The sequence below is a fragment of the Pseudomonas sp. 13B_2.1_Bac1 genome, from assembly GCF_025466155.1.
In the GTDB taxonomy this organism is placed as follows: Bacteria; Pseudomonadota; Gammaproteobacteria; order Pseudomonadales; family Pseudomonadaceae; genus Aquipseudomonas; species Aquipseudomonas aylmerensis.
Genome location: NZ_JANLOH010000024.1, coordinates 1 through 234, shown reverse-complemented (window position 1 = coordinate 234; position 234 = coordinate 1). Strand labels below are relative to the sequence as shown.

General features: G+C 57.7%; 1 protein-coding gene. It reads left to right on the top strand.

The genetic code is table 11. The annotated features are described in order from the left end of the window. Positions 1-234, top strand: a 234-nt coding sequence (locus NTD80_RS05410) for a hypothetical protein (protein ID WP_262132516.1), incomplete at both ends; no start/stop codon positions are given.

Below are 234 nucleotides of genomic sequence, written 5' to 3'. Positions count from 1 at the left end.
CAGAAAGACGGGCGAGAAACGGTCGTGAAAATGACCTACGATCCGCTCGGCCGACGTATCGTCAAAACCGAACACGACAGCCACGGCTATCCCTTGGGCGAAACCCGCTTCGACTGGGAAGGTTTGCGCCTGCTCCAGGAACATCGGCACAGCCAGACCAGCCTCTATATCTACGAAGAGGACAGCTATATACCACTGGCCAGGGTGGATGGAACGGGTGCACACCAGAGCGTG